This is a genomic window from Streptomyces sp. NPDC104761 (assembly GCF_055583445.1).
This window is the reverse complement of sequence record NZ_JBVJNZ010000003.1, coordinates 317,276-333,162: the sequence shown is the minus strand read 5'-3', so window position 1 is coordinate 333,162 and position 15,887 is coordinate 317,276. Positions and strand designations below refer to the sequence as shown.

Below are 15,887 nucleotides of genomic sequence, written 5' to 3'. Positions count from 1 at the left end.
TCGGATTCATGGAGATGGAGAACGTACTCCGCCCGCTGATCGTGGTCGGCGGCGCCGTCGTCCTCACCCTGCTGATCGGCTGGGCGACCGACCTGCTGCTGCGCAAGGCCGATGCCCGGCACAGCGAGACACCCCTGTGGGGCCTGCTGCGGCGCGGCCGCATCCCCTATCAGCTGGTGCTGTGCTCGGCCCTGCTCAGAGGCTCCTACGACCAGGCGGAGCTGATCCTGGACCACCGGGTCGCCGTCGGCCAGATCCTCACCCTGGTGCTGATCGGGTCGGCCGCCTGGCTGGTGGTGCGGATCGCGGCGGCCGTCGTGGAGACGACCTACGACCGCTACGCCCGCGCCCACCACGACGCGGCCCGGGTCCGCCGGGTGCGCACCCAGGTGTCCCTGATCATGCGGGTGGTGACGGCGGTCGTCGGTGTGGTGGCCGTGGCGGCGATGCTGCTGACCTTCCCGGCGATGCGCGCGGCCGGCGCCTCGCTGCTGGCCTCCGCCGGAATTCTCGGCATCGTCGCCGGTGTGGCCGCCCAGTCCACCCTGGCGAACATGTTCGCCGGCCTGCAGATCGCCTTCGGTGACATGGTGCGCCTCGGTGACACGGTCGTGGTCGACGGCGAGTGGGGCACGGTCGAGGAGATCACCCTGACCTTTCTGACGGTACGGACCTGGGACGAGCGCCGGATCACCATGCCGGTGTCGTACTTCACCTCCAAACCCTTCGAGAACTGGTCGCGGGGCACCCCGCAGATGACCGGGATCGTCTACTGGCACGTCGACCACTCGGCGCCGGTCGACGCCATGCGGGACAAGCTCAAGGACATCCTGCGCGAGTGCCCGGCCTGGGACGGGCGGGCCTATGGCCTGGTGGTCACCGACTCGACGCCGAACACCATGCAGGTGCGGGCGCTGGTGACCGCCAAGGACGCGGACGACATCTGGACGGTCCGGGTGACCGTCCGCGAGCAGATGATGACCTGGCTGTGCGCGGAGCACCCGTACGCCCTGCCCCGGGTCAACACGGCCGACGCGGTCCTGCCGCCCGGCGGGATCATCCCCTCCCAGGACGGGGCGACGGCCGGCCGGCGCCTGCACGAGCCGCCCCGCACCGGCCGCGGCTGAGACCTCCTTCAGTGGCCGCGTTCGGCGCCGCCGTTGACCTGAATGACCTGCGAGGTGACGTGCCCGGCGGCCGGGGAGGCCAGCCAGTGCAGGGTGGCGGCGACGTCGCCGGGTGTCCCCGCCCGCCCGGTGGACGTCTCGGCGACGAGCTGCTCCCGCCGCGCCTCCGCCACCGGCCCGCCGAAGAAGTCGGTGTCCTCGATGTACCCGGGCGCGACCACGTTCACGGTGACCCCGCGGGGGCCGAGCTGCCGGGCCAGGTCGTGGGCGTAGGGATGCAGGGCCGCCTTGGAGGCGGCGTAGGACCCGCTCCCCGAGCCCCGGAAGGCCGCTATGGAGCTGATGAACAGCACCCGGCCGCCGGGATCGGCGAGCCGGTCCTTCAGTGCCTCCGTGAGCAGCACGGAGGTCAGTGTGTTCTGCCGGAAGTTGCCGGTCCAGACGCGGGCGGCGACGTCGAGCGGGTCGCCGGTCTCCGCGTCGGCCGCGCGCGCCGCGTTCCCACCGGCGCTGTGGACGAGCACGTCCACGGTCCCGAACTCCTCGGCGACGAACCGCGCGACCGCGCGCACCTGCTCGGGTTCGGCCAGGTCGGCGGCGTACACCTCCGCCCCGGGCACCCCCGCCTTCTCCAGCACCTCTCTGCGCCGCCCGAGCAGCAGCACCCGGTCCCCGTCCCCGGCGAACACCCGCGCCGCGGCGAGCCCGATCCCGGTTCCTCCACCACTGATCACAATGTTCCGAGCCATGATCCGAGACTACGAGGGCTGAGCGGACGGCGCCTGCGACTGTCCACAGCCGCCGTGTATTTGTATGACTGCCGCGGTGCAGCGCGCCCGCCCGGGGCGGGGGGAACTGCGCGACCGGCCCCGACGGCGCCGGCAGCCGACCGACGACACGTCACGGCGCTTCCGACGACACGTCACGGCGCTTCCGGAGGAGCGCTCAGCGCAGGCTGCGGACGTCCAGGTGCCTCAGCACCCGGTCCACGATCTCCGGATCCGCCCCCGGCTCGCTGCGCGCCGCCAGCACCTCGTGCCGCGCCGCGCTCAGCATCTCCTGCTGGATCCGCCGCAACCGCTTCAGCCGCCGCATCCGCTTGTCGTGACCCTCCCGCCGCTCGTCCTCCACTACGTCGGGGCTGATCCGGAAACCGATCTCGAAGGCGCGCCGCAGCATCTGCTCCGTCACGTCCTCCGGCAACTCCTCGACCTGCTCGATCTCCTTCAGGCGCCGCCGTGCCGCCTTCGCCGCCCGTACCGCCAGCTCCTTCTCGATCTCCTTCTCGCGGTCGGTGTCGGCCCGTACCCCCAGCCGTTTCACCAGCCACGGCAGGGTCAGCCCCTGCAGGACCAGCGTCGCCATGATCACGCCGAAGGCGATGAAGACGATCTCGTCGCGGTCCGGGAAGGCGGAGCCGTCGTCCGTCTTCAGGGGGATGGCCAGGGCCAGCGCCACCGACGCCACCCCGCGCATCCCGGACCACCACATCACGATGGTCTCCCGCCAGCTGGTCGGGATCTCCTCGTCGTAGTCCCGCCGGGCGTGCAGCCGCTTGGTCAGCCAGGTCGCCGGCAGCAGCCAGACCAGCCGCACCACGACCACCACGCCCACGATCGCGGCCGCCCAGCCGAGCAGCTCGCCCCAGCGGCCGGACGCCGTGCGGATCGCGTTGTGCAGCTCCAGGCCGATCAGCCCGAACGCGACGCCGGTGACGAGCGTGTCGACGATGTCCCAGAAGGTGTATCCGGCGAGCCGGGTCATGACGTCGTCGGCGTCGGTGGCGTACTCGGCGATGAACAGCGCGGTGGTGAGCACGGCGAGGACCCCGGAGCCGTGCAGTTCCTCGGCGATGACGTACGAGGCGTACGGGACGATCAGGGTCAGCCCGATCTGCAGGGTGGCGTCGCCGAGCACGTCCATCAGCTTGTTCGCGCCCCAGCCGAGCACCAGCCCCACGACGACCGCGACCACGGCGGAGAGCAGGAAGTCCAGCCCGGCCCGCCAGGGCGAGAAGGTGCCGCTGACCACGGCGGCGATCGCCACGTGGTACAGGACGATGGCCGTGACGTCGTTGAAGAGACCCTCGCCCTCCAGGATCGACACCAGCCTGCGGGGCAGCCCGAGCTGTCCGGCGACCGCGGTCGCGGCGACCGGGTCGGGCGGGGCCACGAGCGCGCCCAGCGCGAGCGCGGCGGCGATCGGCAGTCCGGGCACGATCGTGTTGGCTACGACGGCCACGCACAGCGTCGTGACGAAGACCAGGGCCACGGCGAGCAGGAAGATCGGCCGTTTGTTGGCCGTGAACTGCCGCCACGAGGTCCGCCGTACGGCGGCGTACAGCAGCGGCGGCAGCAGACCTGGCAGGATCAGCTCGGGCGGGATGTTCACGTTCGGCACGAAGTCGGCGACCGCGAGGACGATCCCGAACAGCGTCATCAGCACGGGCGCCGGCAGTCCGAACCGGTCCCCTACCGGAACGCTCACCAACGCCCCGAGCAGCAGCACGAACAGCAGGGCCAACTGATCCACGGCCAGCGCTCCGGGTGTAGACGATCACACAGCGGGCCTCCAGCGTGCCATGCCGGCTACAGAACCCTGCGCATCCCCCGGTGCGGGATGCCGGCCTCCTCGTACTCCGGGCCGTACGGCTCGTAGCCCAGCCGCTCGTAGAAGCCCAGCGCGTGGGTCTGCGCGTGCAGGTCCACCGCGGTCAGGCCACGCGCGCCTGCGGCCTCCTCGATGGCCCGGACCAGGGCGGCGCCGATGCCGAGGCCGCGGGCCTCCGCGGCGACCGCGAGCCGGCCCAGGGAGCCGAGGGACGGGTCGCCGCCGGTCTTGGCCGCAGCCACCGCGCCGTGCAGCAGCCGGGCGGTGCCGACGGGCACGCCGTCCTCGCGGACCGCCAGGACGTGCACGGCGACGGGGTCGTACGCGTCGTACTCCAGGTCCTCGGGGACGCGCTGTTCGACCACGAAGACCTGCTTGCGCACCGCGAAGCACGCCTCCAGGTCGGCCGGGTCCTCGGCGACCCGGACCGTGTACGCGCGCGTGCTCATCCGTACGTCTCCTCGCGGACCTGGTCGAGCGCCTTCTGCAGGTCGGCCGGGTAGTCGCTGGCGAACTCGACCCACTCGCCGTCCCCGGGGTGCTCGAAACCGAGCCGGACGGCGTGCAGCCACTGGCGGGTCAGGCGCAGCCGTTTGGCGAGCGTCGGGTCGGCGCCGTAGGTGAGGTCGCCGACACAGGGGTGGCGGTGGGCGGCCATGTGGACGCGGATCTGGTGGGTGCGGCCGGTCTCCAGCTTCACGTCGAGCAGGGAGGCCGCGCGGAACGCCTCGATGAGGTCGTAATGGGTCACGGAGGGCTTGCCGTCGGCCGTGACCGCCCACTTGTAGTCGTGCTGCGGGTGGCGGCCGATCGGGGCGTCGATGGTGCCGCTGGTCGGGTCGGGGTGGCCCTGCACGAGGGTGTGGTAGCGCTTGTCGACCGTGCGCTCCTTGAACTGGCGCTTCAGCGACGTGTACGCCCGCTCCGACTTGGCGACCACCATCAGGCCGGACGTGCCGACGTCGAGGCGGTGCACGATGCCCTGGCGCTCGGCGGCGCCGGAGGTGGAGATGCGGTAGCCGGCGGCGGCGAGGCCGCCGATCACGGTCGGGCCGGTCCAGCCCGGCGAGGGGTGCGCGGCCACGCCGACCGGCTTGACGATCACGACGACGTCCTCGTCGTCGTGCACGATCTCCATGCCCTCGACGGGCTCCGCGACGATCTGCACGGGCGCGGGCGCCCCCGGCATCTCGACCTCCAGCCAGGCCCCGCCGTGGACCCGCTCGGACTTGCCGACAACCGAGCCGTCGACCTGGACCTTGCCCGCCGCCGCCAGCTCGGCCGCCTTGGTGCGGGAGAAGCCGAACATACGGGAGATGGCGGCGTCGACACGCTCGCCCTCCAGGCCGTCGGGCACGGGCAGGGTTCGGATCTCGGGAAGCGTACTCACCCGTCGAGTATGCCGGACGGCGCCGACGGCCCCGTACGCAAGCCCCTGCGGACCGCTGCGGGCCCCTGCCGCCCGTGCCGCCCCCGTCGCCCCCGGTCAGTCCTTGTGGACGGTCCCGTCGGGGTCCAGGCCGCGGAAGGAGAGCAGCACGATCAGGATGCCGCCGCAGACGATGGCCGAGTCGGCCAGATTGAACACCGCGAAGTGCTTGGGCGCGATGAAGTCGACCACCTGGCCCTCGAAGATCCCCGGCGAGCGGAAGATCCGGTCGGTGAGGTTGCCGAGCGCGCCGCCGAGCAGCAGCCCGAGCGCGACCGCCCAGGGAAAGCTGTACAGCTTGCGCGCCAGCCGGAAGATCACGACGATCACGGCCGCCGCGATCAGCGTGAAGATGATCGTGAAGGCGCCGCCGAATCCGAACGCCGCGCCCGGGTTGCGGATCGCGTGGAACTCCAGCCAGTCGCCGATGACCTCGATCGGGGCGTGGTGCTCCAGCTTCGCGACCACGATCATCTTGCTGACCAGGTCGAGGGCGTACGCGAAGGCGGCCACCGCGAACAGCACGGCGATCCGGCGCCCGCGGCCGGGCCGCGGGTCCGCGGTGGACTGCTGATCCGCACCGGACGCGTCGGACGCGCCGGGCGCCACCGTCCGCTCGCCGCCGTCGTCCGGGGTGCCCGGCGTACCGATGATGCGTTCCGCCTCTGCCACGTGAGTCCCTCAACCTAGGTGCCTGCCTCGGGACGAGACTACGGCACGCCCCAGGAGACCCCGATGCTCAGTAGCGGCGTTCCTGCTTCTGCTTGCACTCCACGCACAGGGTGGCCCTCGGGAAGGCCTGCATCCGGGCCTTGCCGATGGGGTTCCCGCAGTTCTCGCAGAGGCCGTAGGTGCCCGCGTCGAGCTTCTGCAGGGCTCGCTCGGTCTGTTCGAGCATCTCGCGTGCGTTGGCGGCCAGCGCCAGTTCGTGCTCGCGGGTGATGTTCTTGGTGCCGGTGTCGGCCTGGTCGTCACCCGCGCCGTCCCCGGAGTCCCGCATCAGCCCGGCCAGGGCGCTCTCCGACGCGTCGAGCTCGGCGCGCAGCCGCATCGCCTCGTCCGTCAGCTCGGTGCGCGCCTCCTCGACCTCCTCGGGCGTCCACGGGTCCTCGCCGGGACGCACCGCGAGTTCGCCCGGAGCCGCCGTGGCGATCCGTGCCTTGGGGACGGCGGTGTCCGCCGCCGTGGCCGTGCCAGGAGTCTTCTTCGCAACCACCGTCGTGGCTCCCGTCTGCTTCGCGGCCCGCGCCGCGCCCGCTTTCTTGGCCGTGCTCTTCTTGGCCGTGCTCTTCGCCGCCGCGGTCTTCGTCGCCGCGGCCTTGGACGCGCTCTTCTCCGCCTTCGCCGACTTCGCCCCGTCGGCCTTCTTCGCGACGGCCTTCTTCGCGGCCGTCTTCCTCACGGGTGCCTTCTTCTCGGCCTCTTTCCCGGCGGAAGCCTTTTCACCCGGCGCTTTCCTGGAAGGAGCCGCCGCTGTCGCGCGCGTGCCCTGCCTTCCGCGGCCCTTTTCGGTGTCGCCGCCGGAAGCGGCCGCGCCCCTGGACCGGCCGGACGCCGGCTGCTGTACGGCGGTCTTCTTCGCCACCATGGCCGCAGCCCCTTCACATATTGTGATTTTGCACGCGAATCGTGCTGGGACGATAAATCGACTCGAGTCCCGCGGCAACGGGGCACGCCGCCCGATCCGCCTGCCCCGCACCCCCCACGCAGCAGGTATGCATCCGTTGTGCCCAGCTCCCCGCGCGGTAATCCGCCGAGCCGGACATCCCAGGATGCGAACACGCGTACCGCGCCATTCGGGTCATCTCGGCGGGCGGGCCGTCGCACCCCGGCGGCGTCCGGAAAACGGGTCCGCCGCTGTCCGTGCGGCGCCGTACACTGGGCGGAGCGAGAAGCGTGGATGGGGACGAGTAGCGGCGTACGCAGCCCAGAGCGACCCGGGGACGGTGGAAGCCCGGGGGCGAGCGCGACGTGAAGATCACCCCGGAGCCGCCGGAAGAAAGCCCTGCAAGGGTCGGTAGAACCGGCTTCGCGACCCCAATGAGGGGGCTCACCGGCGCGCACGGCGTCCGGCGGGCCAAGGAGGGTGGTACCGCGGGAGCGCGCCGCACACGGCGTAGGCAGGACAAGGCTCTCGTCCCTCCGACGGAAGGCAGCAAGTCCGTTGGAGGAAGCTCGCAGATGACAGCGCCGACGTACCGCCAGGTGCCCGCACAGGTCGACCTGCCCGCCCTCGAGCACGCCGTGCTCGACTTCTGGCGCGAGCAGAAGATCTTCGCCAAGACCCTGGAGCAGTCCGAGGGCCGCCCCGAGTGGGTGTTCTACGAGGGCCCGCCCACCGCCAACGGCATGCCCGGCGCCCACCACATCGAGGCGCGCGTCTTCAAGGACGTCTTCCCCCGCTTCCGCACCATGCGCGGCTACCACGTGGCCCGCAAGGCCGGCTGGGACTGTCACGGCCTGCCCGTGGAGCTCGCGGTCGAGAAGGAGCTGGGCTTCAGCGGCAAGCCGGACATCGAGAAGTACGGCATCGCCGCGTTCAACGCCAAGTGCCGCGAGTCGGTGACCCGCCACACCGACGCCTTCGAGGCGCTCACGACCCGCATGGGGTACTGGACCGACCTGGACGACGCCTACCGCACGATGGACCCCGAGTACATCGAGTCGGTCTGGTGGTCGCTGAAGACGATCTTCGACAAGGGTCTGCTGGTCCAGGACCACCGCGTCGCCCCCTGGTGTCCGCGCTGCGGCACCGGCCTGTCCGACCACGAGCTGGCGCAGGGCTACGAGACGGTCGTCGACCCCTCCGTGTACGTCCGTTTCCCGCTCACCTCCGGTCCGCTCGCCGGCCAGGCCGCGCTCCTGGTGTGGACGACCACCCCGTGGACCCTGGTGTCCAACACGGCGGTCGCCGCGCACCCCGAGGTCACCTACGTCGTCGCGACCGACGGCGAGGAGAAGGTCGTCGTCGCCGAGCCGCTCGTCGCCAAGGCGCTCGGCGAGGGCTGGGAGACCACGGGCCAGTCCTTCACCGGCGCCGAGATGGAGCGCTGGACCTATCAACGTCCGTTCGAGCTCGTGGAGTTCCCGGAACCGGCGCATTACGTCGTGAACGCGGAGTACGTCACGACCGAGGACGGTACGGGCCTGGTCCACCAGTCCCCCGCCTTCGGCGAGGACGACCTCAGGGTCTGCCGCGCCTACGGCCTGCCGGTGGTGAACCCGGTCCGCCCGGACGGCACCTTCGAGGAGAACGTGCCGCTGGTCGGTGGCGTCTTCTTCAAGAAGGCCGACGAACGGCTCACCGAGGACCTCAAGCAGCGCGGCCTCCTCTTCAAGCACCTGCCGTACGAACACAGCTACCCGCACTGCTGGCGTTGCCACACCGCGCTGCTCTATTACGCGCAGCCGTCCTGGTACATCCGCACGACGGCGATCAAGGACCGTCTGCTCGCGGAGAACGAGGGGACGAACTGGTTCCCCGAGACGGTCAAGCACGGCCGGTACGGGGACTGGCTGAACAACAACATCGACTGGGCGCTGTCCCGGAACCGCTACTGGGGCACTCCGCTGCCGATCTGGCGCTGCGAGGACGACCACCTCACCGTGGTCGGCTCCCGCGCGGAGCTGACCGAGCTGACCGGCACCGACCAGTCGGAGCTGGACCCGCACCGCCCGTTCATCGACGAGGTCACCTTCGCGTGCCCGCAGTGCGCGAAGACGGCCACGCGCGTGCCGGAGGTCATCGACGCCTGGTACGACTCGGGTTCGATGCCGTTCGCGCAGTGGGGCTACCCGTACAAGAACAAGGACCTGTTCGAGTCCCGCTACCCGGCGCAGTTCATCTCCGAGGCGATCGACCAGACGCGCGGGTGGTTCTACACCCTCATGGCCGTCGGCACGCTGGTCTTCGACAAGTCGTCGTACGAGAACGTGGTCTGCCTGGGGCACATCCTCGCCGAGGACGGCCGCAAGATGTCCAAGCACCTGGGCAACATCCTGCAGCCGATCCCGTTGATGGACCAGCACGGCGCGGACGCGGTGCGCTGGTTCATGGCGGCCGGCGGCTCCCCGTGGGCGGCCCGCCGGGTCGGGCACGGCACGATCCAAGAGGTCGTCCGCAAGACGCTGCTGACCTACTGGAACACGGTCGCCTTCCAGGCGCTGTACGCCCGTACGTCGAACTGGGCGCCCTCCGCGGCGGACCCGGCTCCGGCGGACCGCCCGGTGCTGGACCGCTGGCTGCTCTCCGAGTTGCACGCGCTCACCGACCAGGTGACGCAGGCGCTGGAGGCGTACGACACCCAGCGCGCCGGCAAGCTGCTCTCGGCCTTCGTCGACGACCTGTCCAACTGGTATGTGCGCCGTTCCCGGCGCCGGTTCTGGCAGGGCGACAAGGCCGCGCTGCGCACGCTGCACGAGGTCGTGGAGACCGTCACCAAGCTGATGGCCCCGCTGACCCCGTTCATCACCGAGCGCGTGTGGCAGGACCTGGTGGCGCCGGTGACCCCGGGCGCACCGGAGTCGGTGCACCTGGCGTCGTGGCCGGAGGCCGACCTGTCGGCGATCGACCCGGAGCTGTCCCAGCAGATGGTCCTGGTACGACGGCTCGTGGAGCTCGGCCGGGCCACGCGCGCGGAGTCGGGTGTCAAGACGCGGCAGCCGCTGTCCCGCGCGCTGGTGGCGGCGGTCGGCTTCGACGCGCTCGACCCGGAGCTGCACGGGCAGATCACCGACGAGCTGAACGTGTCGTCGCTGGCGTCCCTCTCCGAGGTGGGCGGCTCCCTGGTCGACACGACCGCGAAGGCCAACTTCCGGGCGCTCGGCAAGCGGTTCGGCAAGCGGGTGCAGGAGGTCGCCAAGGCGGTCGCCGCGGCGGACGCGGCCGCGCTGTCGCTGGCGCTGCGCGAGGGCACCGCGTCGGTCGAGGTCGAGGGCGAGACGGTGACGCTGGCGCCGGACGAGGTGATCATCACGGAGACGCCGCGTGAGGGCTGGTCGGTGGCGTCGGACTCCGGTGCGACCGTCGCGCTCGACCTGGAGATCACGGAGGAGCTGCGCCAGGCGGGCCTCGCCCGGGACGCGATCCGGCTGATCCAGGAGGCGCGCAAGAACAGCGGGCTGGACGTCGCCGACCGGATCGCGCTGCGGTGGGTGTCGACCGACCCGGCGGTGATCGCGGCGCTGGCGGAGCACGCCGGGTTGATCGCCGACGAGGTACTGGCGACGGACTTCGCGCAGGGCGAGGCCGACGGCGGCTACGGCGAACCGTTCGTGGACGAGGGGCTGTCTCTGACGTTCCGGCTCCGCAAGGCGTAAGCGCCGGCCTGTTCGAGAAGGGCCCGGTCTCCACGGTGGGGATCGGGCCCCTTTTCGTAGGTGCGTGCCGGAGCGGGTACCGTGCGCGGTTCCCCGCGCCCCTTCAAGCACCCCGCGCCCCTTCAAGCACCCCGTGCCCCTTCAAGCACCCCGTGCCCCTTCAAGCACCCCGTGCCCCTTCAAGCAGCGCCTCCTCGCGCCCCTTGGGTGCATGCGCAACCCGCGTAAAAAGGGCGGGGCCCCGGATCGGAAATCCGGGGCCCCGCCCTGTGGTGCTCTGCCGACGGCTACGCGCGCTACGCGCCCGCCGTCAGTTGTCGTCCTCGTCGATGAGGAAGCCGCGCATCGGGGACGGCGCCTGGCCCATCGGAGAGGGGCCCTGCGGGCGTACCGGTGCCATCGGCTGGGTCATCGCCGGCGTCATCTGCTGCTGGCCGCCGTAGGACGGGGCAGCGGGGGACGGGCCACCCATCGACGGGTTGCCGCCGTAGGACGGGGCGCTCGCGCCGGCCGGTGCCATGGAGGGCGCCGGGGACGGCGGGAGGGAGGCCGTGGCCGGGGTGCGCGGCGGCGCCAGGGAGTCGTCGGCCTGGGTCTCCAGCTGACGCAGCTGCGACTCCAGGTACGACTTCAGACGCGTGCGGTACTCGCGCTCGAAGCCGCGCAGGTCCTCGACCTTGCGCTCCAGCGTGGCGCGCGCGGACTCCAGGGAGCCCATGGCGACGCGGTGCTTCTCCTGCGCGTCCCGCTCCAGCGCGTCGGCCTTGGCACGGGCGTCACGCTCCAGACCCTCGGCGCGGCTGCGGGCCTCGCCGACGATCTTGTTGGCCTCGGAGCGGGCCTCGGCGATCGCCTGGTCGGCGGTCTGCTGGGCCAGCGAGAGGACACGGGCGGCGCTGTCGCCGCCGGGGCCCTGACCGGGGCCGCCCATCGGACCGCCCATGGGGCCGCCCATCGGGCCACCCATCTGCTGCTGCATGGGGGGCTGGCCACCCATCGGGCCCATGCCCTGACCCATCGGGCCGGGACCCTGCATGCCCTGTCCCATCGGACCGGGACCCTGGCCCATCGGACCCTGGCCCATCGGACCGGGACCCTGCGGGCCGCCCTGGCCACTGGGACCGGCCGGCAGCTGCGGGGCGCCGCTCGGCAGCTGCGGGGGACCGCCCATGGGGCCACCCATCTGCTGCTGCGGCGGGCCCGATATGCCGGCGGGCACCGGAGCGCCGGGACCTCGCATGCCCTGCTGCGGCATCCCGCCCTGCGGCATGCCCTGCTGCGGCATGCCCTGGGGCATCCCGCCCTGCTGGGGCATCCCGCCCTGAGGCATGCCGCCCTGCTGGTCCTGCTCCGGAGGCTTGCGCATGTTCTGCTGGTTCTGGGCAGCAGCGCGCGTGGCCGCGGCCAGCTTGGCGCGCAGGTCCTCGTTCTCGCGGAGCAGGCGCGTCAGTTCGGCTTCGACCTCATCGAGGAAGGCATCGACCTCGTCCTCGTCATAGCCTTCTCGGAGGCGGACGGTCGTGAACTGCTTGTTCCGCACGTCCTCGGGGGTCAACGGCATCTCTTCACCTCAACGTAGTCGTCGGCATCGGCAAGACGGTAGGTCACATCGCTCATCACAGCCGACCAACGATCGCGATCAGGATGTAGACGATGATCATCAGTACGAAGAAGGACAGGTCGAGCGCCACGCCCCCGAGACGCAGCGGCGGAATGAACCGCCGCAGAAGCTTGAGCGGTGGATCGGTGACAGTGTAGGTGGCCTCAAGTACGACCACCATCGCCTTGCCGGGTTGCCATGAGCGGGCGAACTGGAACACGTAGTCCATGACCAACCGGAAGATGAGCACGATGAGGAAGCACATCAGCGCGATGTAGATCACATCCAGGAACACGCTCATGGTCCGTGCTTTCCCTCTCCCCTGTTTCCGTGCCTCGTACCGGTCTTGCGTCTCAGCTCTGGTTGAAGAACCCGCCCTCTGCGATGCGGGCCTTGTCCTCCGCCGTGACATCGACGTTAGCAGGAGACAACAGGAACACCTTCTGCGTCACCCGCTCGATGCTGCCGTGAAGACCAAACACCAAACCGGCCGCAAAGTCGACAAGTCGCTTCGCATCTGTGTCATCCATCTCAGTCAGATTCATGATCACCGGGGTGCCCTCACGGAAGTGTTCCCCGATGGTACGGGCCTCGTTGTAGGTCCGGGGGTGAAGCGTGGTGATCCGGTAAGGCTCTCGTTCCGACACGACCTTGGGCATGATCACCGGTGCGTTCTTCTCCAGGCTTGCGCGTTCTTGTGTGATGGACGCCACGGGGGCGATGCGCGCCGGGCGTCCCGATTCCGCGGGGAGCCCGGCGGAATGCGACACCGGCTCGCGCGGGGACGGCGGCTGTACCACTCGTACCGAATCGTCCCTTTGGGACTGGTGTGAACCGTGGGACTGGTGTGACGGCTCGTGCCGTCGATGATCCCGCTCGGGCTCCGGGTCCAGTTCGGGCTCGAAGTCGTCGTCGGGGTCGAATCCGCGGCCGTCGTACCCATCGTCCTCCACGAGGCCGAGGTAGACCGCCATCTTGCGCATCGCGCCGGCCATGCTCTGAGTCCTCCGCTCTGTGGTGGATCGGTGACGACTGCCAAGTCCCGCGATCCACACGGCCGTTGTGCCCGTATTGGGCGGCATTGACCATATTTTCTGCTGTGGTCCGACTTCCTGGCGACGTTACCCGAGCCTGGGGCGGACTCCGAGTACCGCAGTGCCGACGCGTACATGTGTCGCCCCGGCGGCCACGGCTTCCTCAAGGTCCGCACTCATCCCTGCGGAGACCATGTTCGCAGCCGGATGGGCTCGGCGCAGGTCGGTCGACAAATCCATCAACCGCCCGAACGCCGCGCGTTGGCGCCCCGCGTACTCCCCGGCGAGCGGAGCGACGGTCATGAGGCCGTCGAGCCGCAGCCCCGGCGAACGGGCGACGAGGGCGGCCAACTCTTCGATTCCGTCCGGAGCCACGCCGCCGCGCTCCCCTCGGCCGCTCGCGCCCGCGTCGAGCGCGACCTGGAGGAGGCACCCGACCTCACGCCCGGCCCGCACCGCCTCCTTGGACAGCGCGTCCACGAGCCTGGCGCGGTCGACGGACTGCACGACATCCGCATAACCGACTACGGATCGCACTTTATTGGTCTGCAATTGACCGACAAAGTGCCAAACCAAGGGCAGATCCGAACATTCAGCGGCCTTGGGAGCCGCGTCCTGGTCCCGGTTCTCGGCGACGTGGCGCACCCCGAGCCCCGACAGGATCCGCACGTCGCTCGCCGGGTAGGTCTTGGTGACCACGATCAGGGTCACCTCCTCCCGCTTGCGCCCGGCCGCCGCACAGGCGGCGGCGATGCGCTCCTCCACTTTCGCCAGGTTTCCGGCGAGTTCGGTCTTACGGTCCGTCATGCCCCATCAGTCCAGCCACACATAGCCGGCGAGCCGCCCGGTGCTGCGGTCCCGCCGGTACGAGAAGTGATCACCCGACTCCAGCGTGCACACCGGCGACTGCGCCCGGTCGAGCACTCCGGCGCGCGCGAGCTGTGCGTGCACTCCGGCGGCCACATCCACCGCCGGAGTGCCCCAACTGGTCTCGGCGTGCGCCGTCGGCTCGACGGCGGCCACCTCGGCGCGCATCGCCTCCGGCACCTCGTAGCACCGGCCGCACACGGCGGGTCCGGTGCGGGCGACGATCCGGGCCGGGTCGGCGCCCAGCGACTCCATGGCGTCGATCGCGGCCGGCACGATCCCCTTGACCATGCCCGGCCTGCCGGCATGGGCGGCGGCGGCCACTCCGGCCACCGGGTCGGCCAGCAGGACCGGCACGCAGTCGGCGGTCAGCACGGCGAGGGCGAGCCCGCGGACCGCGGTCACCAGCCCGTCGACCTCCGGGGCGAGCCGGGTGGTCCACGGACCCTCGACCTCGGCCACGTCGTTCCCGTGCACCTGGTTCATCCAGACCACCCGGCCGGGGTCCAGTCCGAGCGACCTGGCGGCGAGCTCCCGGTTGGTCCGTACCACGTCGGGGTCGTCGCCGACCGCCCCGCCCAGGTTGAGCTCCTCGTACGGAGCGGCGCTCACCCCACCCCACCTGTCGGTGAAGGCGAAGTGCGCGCCGCTCACGGTCTCGCGCTGTCCTATCACGTCGTAAGGATCACTTGAGGAAGTCCGGTACGTCCAGTTCCTCGGCCGCGCTGTCCGTGTAGGAGCGGGACTGCGGGACCGGCGGGGCGACCGGGATGTCGGCCACCGGCTCGGGCGCCGGCTCCGGCTCCTCCTTCGGGGTCACGCTGCCGAGCGAGCCGAAGGACGGGCGCTCCGGCTCCCGCCGGGCCGGCGCGGGCTCGTCGCGGCGGGCGGCGGCCGAGGACGAGCCGAGGACGTTGTCCCGGCGGGCCGGGGGCTGGCCCCCGTCGAAGCCGGCCGCGATGACGGTGACGCGGACCTCGTCGCCGAGGGCGTCGTCGATGACCGCGCCGAAGATGATGTTGGCCTCGGGGTGGGCGGCCTCGCTGACCAGCTGGGCGGCCTCGTTGATCTCGAACAGGCCGAGGTCGGAACCGCCGGAGATGGAGAGCAGCACACCCCGGGCGCCGTCGATGGAGGCCTCCAGGAGCGGCGAGGAGATCGCCATCTCGGCGGCGGCCACCGCACGGTCGTCGCCGCGGGCCGAGCCGATGCCCATGAGGGCCGAGCCGGCCTCGGACATGACCGACTTGACGTCGGCGAAGTCGAGGTTGATCAGGCCGGGGGTGGTGATGAGGTCGGTGATGCCCTGGACACCGGAGAGCAGGACCTGGTCGGCCGACTTGAAGGCGTCGAGCACGGAGACCTGGCGGTCCGAGATGGACAGCAGCCGGTCGTTCGGGATGACGATGAGGGTGTCGACCTCTTCGCGGAGTTCGGCGATGCCGTCCTCGGCCTGGTTGGCCCGGCGCCGGCCCTCGAAGGTGAACGGGCGGGTGACCACGCCGATGGTGAGCGCGCCCAGCGAGCGCGCGATGTTGGCCACGACGGGCGCGCCGCCGGTGCCGGTGCCGCCGCCTTCACCGGCCGTCACGAAGACCATGTCGGCCCCCTTGAGGACCTCCTCGATCTCCTCGCGGTGGTCCTCGGCGGCCTTGCGGCCGACGGCCGGGTTGGCGCCGGCCCCGAGTCCGCGGGTGAGTTCACGGCCGACGTCGAGCTTGACGTCGGCGTCGCTCATCAACAGCGCCTGTGCGTCCGTGTTGATGGCGATGAACTCGACGCCCTTGAGACCGACCTCGATCATCCGGTTGATGGCATTGACACCACCGCCGCCGACACCGATGACCTTGATGACTGCGAGGTAGTTCTGCGGTGCTGCCACGTCGAAGGCCTCTCGCCTC

At 70.9% G+C, this 15,887-nt stretch carries 14 protein-coding genes; 2 read left to right on the top strand and 12 right to left on the bottom strand.

Annotation, left to right across the window (positions count from 1 at the left end):
- The first annotated feature begins 14 nt into the window (after positions 1-14).
- A complete protein-coding gene (locus tag ACZ63F_RS11240; protein ID WP_469710526.1) occupies positions 15-1,127 on the top strand; it encodes a mechanosensitive ion channel family protein in 1,113 nt (370 codons plus the stop codon).
- A gap of 8 nt (positions 1,128-1,135) precedes the next feature.
- On the opposite strand, the gene ACZ63F_RS11235 is transcribed toward ACZ63F_RS11240, so the two are convergent.
- The 6 genes from ACZ63F_RS11235 to ACZ63F_RS11210 all read right to left on the bottom strand — a co-directional run bounded on the left by ACZ63F_RS11235 (position 1,136) and on the right by ACZ63F_RS11210 (position 6,754).
- Positions 1,136-1,876, bottom strand: a complete 741-nt coding sequence (locus tag ACZ63F_RS11235) for an SDR family NAD(P)-dependent oxidoreductase (protein ID WP_469710176.1) — start codon at positions 1,874-1,876, stop codon at positions 1,136-1,138.
- Positions 1,877-2,072: 196 nt separating this feature from the next.
- The gene (locus ACZ63F_RS11230; RefSeq protein ID WP_352365936.1) at positions 2,073-3,659 is read right to left on the bottom strand and encodes a Na+/H+ antiporter; all 1,587 of its coding nucleotides are present in this window, start codon (positions 3,657-3,659) and stop codon (positions 2,073-2,075) included.
- A 56-nt stretch (positions 3,660-3,715) separates the two neighbouring features.
- On the bottom strand, positions 3,716-4,186 hold the full coding sequence (locus tag ACZ63F_RS11225; protein WP_469710175.1) for a GNAT family N-acetyltransferase: 471 nt from the start codon (positions 4,184-4,186) through the stop codon (positions 3,716-3,718).
- The gene (locus ACZ63F_RS11220; protein ID WP_352365940.1) at positions 4,183-5,127 is read right to left on the bottom strand and encodes an RluA family pseudouridine synthase; all 945 of its coding nucleotides are present in this window, start codon (positions 5,125-5,127) and stop codon (positions 4,183-4,185) included. The genes ACZ63F_RS11225 and ACZ63F_RS11220 overlap by 4 nt, the downstream gene beginning before the upstream one ends.
- 96 nt (positions 5,128-5,223) lie before the next feature.
- Positions 5,224-5,838, bottom strand: a complete 615-nt coding sequence (gene lspA, locus ACZ63F_RS11215; protein WP_469710174.1) for a signal peptidase II — start codon at positions 5,836-5,838, stop codon at positions 5,224-5,226.
- 67 nt (positions 5,839-5,905) lie between these two features.
- Positions 5,906-6,754: a TraR/DksA family transcriptional regulator gene (locus ACZ63F_RS11210; protein ID WP_469710173.1), complete on the bottom strand. Its 849-nt coding sequence runs from the start codon at positions 6,752-6,754 to the stop codon at positions 5,906-5,908.
- Positions 6,755-7,347: 593 nt separating this feature from the next.
- Between ACZ63F_RS11210 and ileS the strand changes: the two genes are divergently transcribed.
- Positions 7,348-10,485, top strand: coding sequence for an isoleucine--tRNA ligase (gene ileS / locus ACZ63F_RS11205; protein WP_469710172.1), 3,138 nt, complete (start codon positions 7,348-7,350; stop codon positions 10,483-10,485).
- A 310-nt stretch (positions 10,486-10,795) separates the two neighbouring features.
- Here ileS and ACZ63F_RS11200 read toward each other — a convergent pair whose 3' ends face one another.
- The 6 genes from ACZ63F_RS11200 to ftsZ all read right to left on the bottom strand — a co-directional run bounded on the left by ACZ63F_RS11200 (position 10,796) and on the right by ftsZ (position 15,868).
- A complete protein-coding gene (locus ACZ63F_RS11200; RefSeq protein WP_469710171.1) occupies positions 10,796-12,046 on the bottom strand; it encodes a DivIVA domain-containing protein in 1,251 nt (416 codons plus the stop codon).
- Positions 12,047-12,101: 55 nt separating this feature from the next.
- Complete coding sequence (locus tag ACZ63F_RS11195) at positions 12,102-12,386, bottom strand: YggT family protein (RefSeq protein WP_046729537.1); 285 nt, start codon at positions 12,384-12,386, stop codon at positions 12,102-12,104.
- A 52-nt stretch (positions 12,387-12,438) separates the two neighbouring features.
- Positions 12,439-13,080 (bottom strand): cell division protein SepF, encoded by a 642-nt coding sequence (locus ACZ63F_RS11190; protein ID WP_469710170.1) that lies wholly within the window; start codon positions 13,078-13,080, stop codon positions 12,439-12,441.
- Between the two features lie 126 nt (positions 13,081-13,206).
- The gene (locus tag ACZ63F_RS11185) at positions 13,207-13,926 is read right to left on the bottom strand and encodes a YggS family pyridoxal phosphate-dependent enzyme (RefSeq protein ID WP_469710169.1); all 720 of its coding nucleotides are present in this window, start codon (positions 13,924-13,926) and stop codon (positions 13,207-13,209) included.
- A gap of 6 nt (positions 13,927-13,932) precedes the next feature.
- Complete coding sequence (pgeF, locus tag ACZ63F_RS11180; protein ID WP_469710168.1) at positions 13,933-14,661, bottom strand: peptidoglycan editing factor PgeF; 729 nt, start codon at positions 14,659-14,661, stop codon at positions 13,933-13,935.
- A 10-nt stretch (positions 14,662-14,671) separates the two neighbouring features.
- Positions 14,672-15,868: a cell division protein FtsZ gene (ftsZ, locus tag ACZ63F_RS11175; RefSeq protein WP_469710167.1), complete on the bottom strand. Its 1,197-nt coding sequence runs from the start codon at positions 15,866-15,868 to the stop codon at positions 14,672-14,674.
- Positions 15,869-15,887: the final 19 nt, after the last annotated feature.

Coding starts and splice junctions, on each gene's coding strand:
- ACZ63F_RS11240 (WP_469710526.1), top strand. CDS start 15: ATGGAGAACGTACTCCGCCCGCTGATCGTGGTCGGCGGCGCCGTCGTC.
- ACZ63F_RS11235 (WP_469710176.1), bottom strand. CDS start 1,876: ATGGCTCGGAACATTGTGATCAGTGGTGGAGGAACCGGGATCGGGCTC.
- ACZ63F_RS11225 (WP_469710175.1), bottom strand. CDS start 4,186: ATGAGCACGCGCGCGTACACGGTCCGGGTCGCCGAGGACCCGGCCGAC.
- ACZ63F_RS11210 (WP_469710173.1), bottom strand. CDS start 6,754: ATGGTGGCGAAGAAGACCGCCGTACAGCAGCCGGCGTCCGGCCGGTCC.
- ileS (WP_469710172.1), top strand. CDS start 7,348: ATGACAGCGCCGACGTACCGCCAGGTGCCCGCACAGGTCGACCTGCCC.
- ACZ63F_RS11200 (WP_469710171.1), bottom strand. CDS start 12,046: ATGCCGTTGACCCCCGAGGACGTGCGGAACAAGCAGTTCACGACCGTC.
- ACZ63F_RS11195 (WP_046729537.1), bottom strand. CDS start 12,386: ATGAGCGTGTTCCTGGATGTGATCTACATCGCGCTGATGTGCTTCCTC.
- ACZ63F_RS11190 (WP_469710170.1), bottom strand. CDS start 13,080: ATGGCCGGCGCGATGCGCAAGATGGCGGTCTACCTCGGCCTCGTGGAG.
- ACZ63F_RS11185 (WP_469710169.1), bottom strand. CDS start 13,926: ATGACGGACCGTAAGACCGAACTCGCCGGAAACCTGGCGAAAGTGGAG.